The 5,396-nt window shown below is 70.3% G+C and carries 6 protein-coding genes; 1 reads left to right on the top strand and 5 read right to left on the bottom strand.

The window, feature by feature from the left end; translation table 11 throughout:
* From Q4P07_RS12845 to Q4P07_RS12865, 5 genes are all read right to left on the bottom strand, one after another.
* Positions 1-420, bottom strand: a 420-nt coding sequence (locus tag Q4P07_RS12845; RefSeq protein ID WP_303375311.1) for an exodeoxyribonuclease V subunit gamma, incomplete at its 3' end; no start/stop codon positions are given.
* Between the two features lie 57 nt (positions 421-477).
* Positions 478-882, bottom strand: a complete 405-nt coding sequence (locus tag Q4P07_RS12850) for a YbaK/EbsC family protein (protein ID WP_303375320.1) — start codon at positions 880-882, stop codon at positions 478-480.
* A 74-nt stretch (positions 883-956) separates the two neighbouring features.
* On the bottom strand, positions 957-2,420 hold the full coding sequence (locus Q4P07_RS12855) for a dihydrolipoamide acetyltransferase family protein (protein WP_303375312.1): 1,464 nt from the start codon (positions 2,418-2,420) through the stop codon (positions 957-959).
* Positions 2,417-3,448: an alpha-ketoacid dehydrogenase subunit beta gene (locus Q4P07_RS12860; protein WP_303375313.1), complete on the bottom strand. Its 1,032-nt coding sequence runs from the start codon at positions 3,446-3,448 to the stop codon at positions 2,417-2,419. The genes Q4P07_RS12855 and Q4P07_RS12860 overlap by 4 nt, the downstream gene beginning before the upstream one ends.
* The gene (locus tag Q4P07_RS12865; protein ID WP_303375314.1) at positions 3,445-4,593 is read right to left on the bottom strand and encodes a thiamine pyrophosphate-dependent dehydrogenase E1 component subunit alpha; all 1,149 of its coding nucleotides are present in this window, start codon (positions 4,591-4,593) and stop codon (positions 3,445-3,447) included. The genes Q4P07_RS12860 and Q4P07_RS12865 overlap by 4 nt, the downstream gene beginning before the upstream one ends.
* A 101-nt stretch (positions 4,594-4,694) precedes the next feature.
* Between Q4P07_RS12865 and Q4P07_RS12870 the strand changes: the two genes are divergently transcribed.
* Entirely contained in the window at positions 4,695-5,222 is a 528-nt protein-coding gene (locus Q4P07_RS12870; RefSeq protein ID WP_303375315.1) for an Lrp/AsnC family transcriptional regulator, read from the top strand.
* The last annotated feature ends 174 nt before the right edge of the window (positions 5,223-5,396 follow it).

Here is a 5,396-nt window from a genome sequence, read left to right on the forward strand (position 1 = left end):
GCGCCGGGCGACGGAGTAGCGGCGACCGCGACGCAACTGACCCTCGGTCCCTGGCACGCCAAAGCCCAGATGCTCAGACAGCGTGGCCGCCCAGGGCTCACCGAGGCTGGCGTCGATGGCTCGCAGCACTGGCCAGGCGAGCTGGTCGGGGTGCCACGGGTCGTCACGCTCGATGCCGAGGACCAGCGTGACGAGGGAGTGCGGGTTGAGGAACCGGACGCCCGCGCACACCCCGTCGTGACCGGCCGCTCCGGCGCCGAGGCGGTGCGAGAGACGCTGGGCCAGCCACCGTTCGACCCCCTTGGCGGGCACCGCAACGACCTCCTGCGCGAACGGGTCCGCCAGGGGGGTCGCCAGGAGCTCGCCGAGGCCGTCGGCCAGCACGTCGGTGCTGGTCGCGCGGTGCACGAAGAAGGTCACGTGGTGACCATATCCGCGCCCTCCGACAGCCGACTGGAGAGAGGTCGCAGACGCGACTCAGCGGACGCGCGTCGGCGTGCCTCCGGTGAGACGCACGAGTTCGTCATACGTCAGCGCCATGACCGTGTCCGGAGTGCCGCCCGCGGCCCAGACCTCCTCGAACGCTTCGAGCTCGGGGTCGATCAGCGCCCGCAGTCGGACCGGGTGGCCGGTCGGGGCCACCCCGCCGATCGCCTGGCCGGTCGCCGCCCGGACGAAGGCGGCGCTCGCGCGCTCGATCCGCTGCGCCCCCAGCGTCTGCACGATCAGGGCAGTGTCCACGCGCGCCGCGCCGCTGGCCATGACCAGCAGCGGCTCGCCGTCACAGTCGAAGACGAGGCTGTTGGCGATCGCCGCGACCTCGCAGCCGATCTGCTCGGCTGCCAGCACGGCAGTGCGGGCGTGCTCGTCCAGCCAGACCATGCGCGCGGTGATGCCGGCCGCCTCGACCGCGTCCAGCACGATCTGGTTTGTCGGATGCACGTGTGCAGTCTGCCTCACAGGTCGGCGAGCATTCCTGCTGGCTCCTCAATGCAGTCCGCCACGAACCGCAGGAAGCCACCTGCCGTCCCTCCGTCGCAGACGCGGTGGTCAAAGGTGAAGCCGAGTTGGGTGATCTTGCGGATCTTGAGTTTGCCCTTGTGCACCCACGGCTTGTCGATGATCCGGCCCACCCCGAGCATCGCGGCTTCGGGGTAGTTGATGATCGGCGTGGAGCCGTCGACGCCGAAGACGCCGTAGTTGTTGAGCGTGAACGTCCCACCGATCAGCTCAGCCGGTGTCAGCACGCCCTCTCGCGCCCTGATGGTGAGCTCGCGCAGCGCCGCGGCCAGCTCGGTGGTCGTCATCGACCCGGCGTCCTGGACGACCGGCACCACCAGCCCACGCGGGCTCTGCGCGGCAAAGCCGAGGTTGATCGCGCCGTGGTGCACGATCTGGCCGGCCTGCAGGTCGACGGAGGAGTTGAGGGCGGGGTATGTCGTGAGGCCGGCGACCACGATCCGCGCCAGGAGGGGGAGCACCCCGATGGCGGCCTCGGGGCGCGTCGTCTTAAGGCGGTCTTTGAGCTTCATCATCGCGGTCGCGTCGACGTCGACCCAGGTGGTGGCGTCGGGGATCTCCCGGCGGGAGGTGGTGAGCCGCTCGACCATGAGCTTGTGGACACCCTGGATGGGGACGTGCACGTCTTCCCGCGCGCCTGCGGGCCGCCCGCGGTCCAGGGGCGCCGCTGCCGCCTCAGGCGTCTGGCCAGCGCGGGCTGCCTCCAGGTCGGCGCGGCGGATGACCCCGGTGGGTCCCGGGGCAACCTGCGAGAGATCCAGGTCCCACTCCTGCGCCAGCTTGCGGACCAGAGGTGAGATGACGCGCACCGCTCGCTGCTCCTCGACCGCGGTGCCGGTCGGTGCGTTGGGGTCAGCGTCCGGGGCGAGGCTGGGCGAGGTCGCGGCCTCGGTCGCGGCCTCGGCCGGGGCGTCGCTGGGCTGGCGCCGACCCCGCCGGGTGCGGCGCACGGGTCCGTCGCTGGCGCCATACCCGATGAGCGGTCGCTCGGGCTGGTCCGGGGAGGTGGTCGCCTCGTGTGGCGGCGCCGTCGTGCCGGCCCGCTCCTCGGTGCGGTACTGATCGCCGCCGGCGCCCGCTGCCTGCGACGGGTCGTTGGCGTCGCGAACACGGTCAGCATCGCGAGCACCGTCCGCACCGCCAGCATCGTCGGGCTCGCCGCCGATCGTGATCAGGGGAGCACCCACGGCGAGCATGGTGCCCGGCTCGGCGTGCAGCTTCGTCACCACGCCGGCGGCGGGGCAGGGCACGTCGACCGCAGCCTTGGCCGTCTCGACGGTCACCACGTCCTGGTCGATGGCGACCTCGTCACCGACGGCGACCAGCCACTGGGTGACCTCCGCCTCCGTGAGACCTTCCCCAAGGTCGGGCAGCATGAAGACGTGGGCGGGCGCGCTCATGCGCGCACCGACTGCTGGCTGGCGGGCCCATGGGTCAGGTCCGGCTCGTCGTCCCACTGCAGCCGCTCGATGGTGTCGAGGATCCGGTCGACACCGGGCAGGTAGGAGTGCTCCAGGATGGGTGGGGGATAGGGGATGTCCAGCCCGCTGACCCTCAGCACCGGCGCGGCCAGGGAGTGGAAGCACCGCTCGGAGATGCGTGCGGCGATCTCGGCGCCCATCCCCGCAAAGCCCTGCGCCTCGGCGAGCACGACGGCCCGCCCGGTCTTGCGCACGGACGCCATCACGGTCTCGTCGTCAAACGGCACCAGCGTGCGCAGGTCGATGACCTCCACGCTCCAGTCCTCCTCGGCCGCGGCCACCTCCGCCGCCTTGAGCGCGTGCGGCACCTGAGGGCCGTAGGTGATCAGCGTGACGTCGCTGCCCTCGCGACGGACTGCGGCCTTCCCGAACGGCTCCGTCTTCGTCGGCAGGTCAAGCTCAGCCTTGGACCAGTAGAGCGACTTCGGCTCCATGAAGATCACCGGGTCCGGGGAGGCGATCGCCTCTCGGAGCAGGCTGTAGGCGTCCGCCGGGGTCGAGGGCGTCACCACGTGTAGGCCAGGAGTGTGGACGTAGTAACCCTCGGAGGAGTCGCAGTGGTGCTCGACGCCACCGATGCCCCCGGCGTAGGGGTAACGGATCACCATGGGCAGGGTCAGGGCGCCCCGCGTCCGGTTGCGCATCTTGGCCACGTGCGAGACGACCTGCTCGAACGCCGGATAGCCGAACGCATCGAACTGCATCTCGATGACCGGCCGGAAGCCCTGCGTGCACAGCCCGATCGCGAAACCGACGATCCCGGCCTCGGCCAGCGGGGTGTCAAAGCACCGTTCCTCGCCGAACTCCTTGGTGAGCCCGTCGGTGATCCGGAAGACGCCGCCCAGCGTGCCGACGTCCTCGCCGAAGACGAGCACCGAGTCGTCCTCGCGGATCGAGTCGCGCAGTGCCGCGTTGAGTGCCTGCGCGTAGGTCGTGGGCTTACTCATCGCGCCTCCTCCTTGGTGGGCGTGGGCAAATGCGCACCGGCGGCGCTCGCGCTCCCGGCTAGCTCGCGCTGCACCATCTGCGCCTGTTCGCGCAGTTGCGGCGTGGGCTCGGCATACACGTGGGCAAACAACTCCATCGGGTCGACGACCGGCTCGGCGTTCATCCGAGCCCGCAGATCCGCGGCGAGTGACTCCCCCTGCGCCCTGACCTCCTCGATCCGGGCGTCGTCGAGCGCGCCCCGCGCGACCAAATAGGCCTGCAGCCGCACGATCGGGTCCTGCCCGGTCCAGCCGTCGACCTCCTCAGTGGTGCGATAGCGGGTGGCGTCGTCGGCGTTGGTGTGCGCTTCCATCCGATAGGTGTGCGCCTCGATCAGGAACGGGCCCTTACCGGACCGGGCGTGCTGGTATGCCGCGCGCGTCACCGCGAGCACGGCGGCAGCGTCGTTGCCGTCGACCTGCTCGGCGCGCACGCCATACCCGATGCCCTTGTAGGACAGGGCAGGTGCCTTGGTCTGCTTGGCCAGCGGCACCGAGATCGCATAGCCGTTGTTCTGCACGAGAAAGACTACCGGCGCGTTGAAGACGCCGGCAAAATTGACGGCTTCATGGAAGTCGCCTTCCGACGTCGCGCCGTCCCCGACAAAGCACAGCGCGACTCCGTCGGTCCCCCTGCGCCGCAGCCCGTCCGCCGCTCCAGCGGCGTGGACCGCCTGGGTAGCCAGGGGGGTGCACTGCGGGGCGGTGCGAGTGGCGGCGGAGTCATAGCCGCAGTGCCAGTCGCCGCGCAGCAGCGTGAGCACCTTGACCGGGTCGATGCCCCGAGCGACCAGCGCCATCGAGTCACGGTAGGTCGGGAAGAACCAGTCGGAGTCCTTCAGCTCCAGCACCGGCGCGACCTGACAGGCGTCCTGTCCCCGCGAGGAAGGGTAGACCGCGAGGCGGCCCTGTTTGGTCAGCGCCGTCGCCTGGGCATCGAAGCGGCGCCCGATCACCATGGCGCGCCACACCGCGAGCAGGTCGTCATCCGGCGGCATGGCGTAGCCGCGGGCGCTCGCCTCGTCGCTCGGCTCCACCGCGGCGCCATCGGGCGCGATCAACTGCACCGGCTGCGCGCACGGCAGCAGGTCTGGGATCTTGCTCATCATCGAGTCCTCCGCGTAGACAATTGCCTCTCATCGTCCTGCGTCAGAGGGTGAGTGGTCCACGCGAACGCAAAGGTCTAGACGTCTGGCATCCTTGACGTATGTCGAACGACCAATTGTCGAGTCGCAAGACGTCCGAGCCGGGTCGGGCTGGACGAGTGGCGAGTCCGAGGGCTGCGGCCTCGGGCGCGCCACCGGTGGTGCTGGACGAGACGGACCGGGAGATGGTCACCGCACTGCGACAGGACGGGCGACTCTCGGTGCGGGCCCTGGCGCAGCGGGTCCACGTCAGCCGGGCATCGGCCTACAACCGGCTCGACCGGCTGCATCGCGATGGCGTGATCACCGGGTACGCCGCCCAGGTCGACAAGGAGAAGTTGGGTCTGACCACTGCGGCCTATGTGTCGGTCTCGATCCAGCAGGGCTCCTGGCGCGAGGTGCTCGACGTGCTCGCGGCGCTGCAGGGTGTGGAGAAGGTGGCGCTCGTCGGCGCTGAGTTCGACATGCTCGTCGAGGTGCGCGCCCGCGACAACCACGAGCTGCGTGATGTCGTGCTCGAGCGGATCCAGGCCGTCCCTGGCGTGCTCGCGACTCGGACCTGGCTGGTCTTCGAGGAATGGGCTACCTGACGGGACCGGCACGCTTTCCACCGGTCAGCCGACCCACACCTGCTCCGGTGTCGGATGCGACAGGAAGTGGGTCATCGCCTGGGTGTAGGCATAGGCCCCCGCCCGGCCGAAGACGATCACGTCGCCGGGACGCAGGTCGACGGGGAGGTCGGCGTGCCCGACGCGGTCCAGCGA

It is taken from the genome of Ornithinimicrobium sp., from assembly GCF_030537745.1.
Lineage (GTDB): Bacteria > Actinomycetota > Actinomycetes > Actinomycetales > Dermatophilaceae > Ornithinicoccus.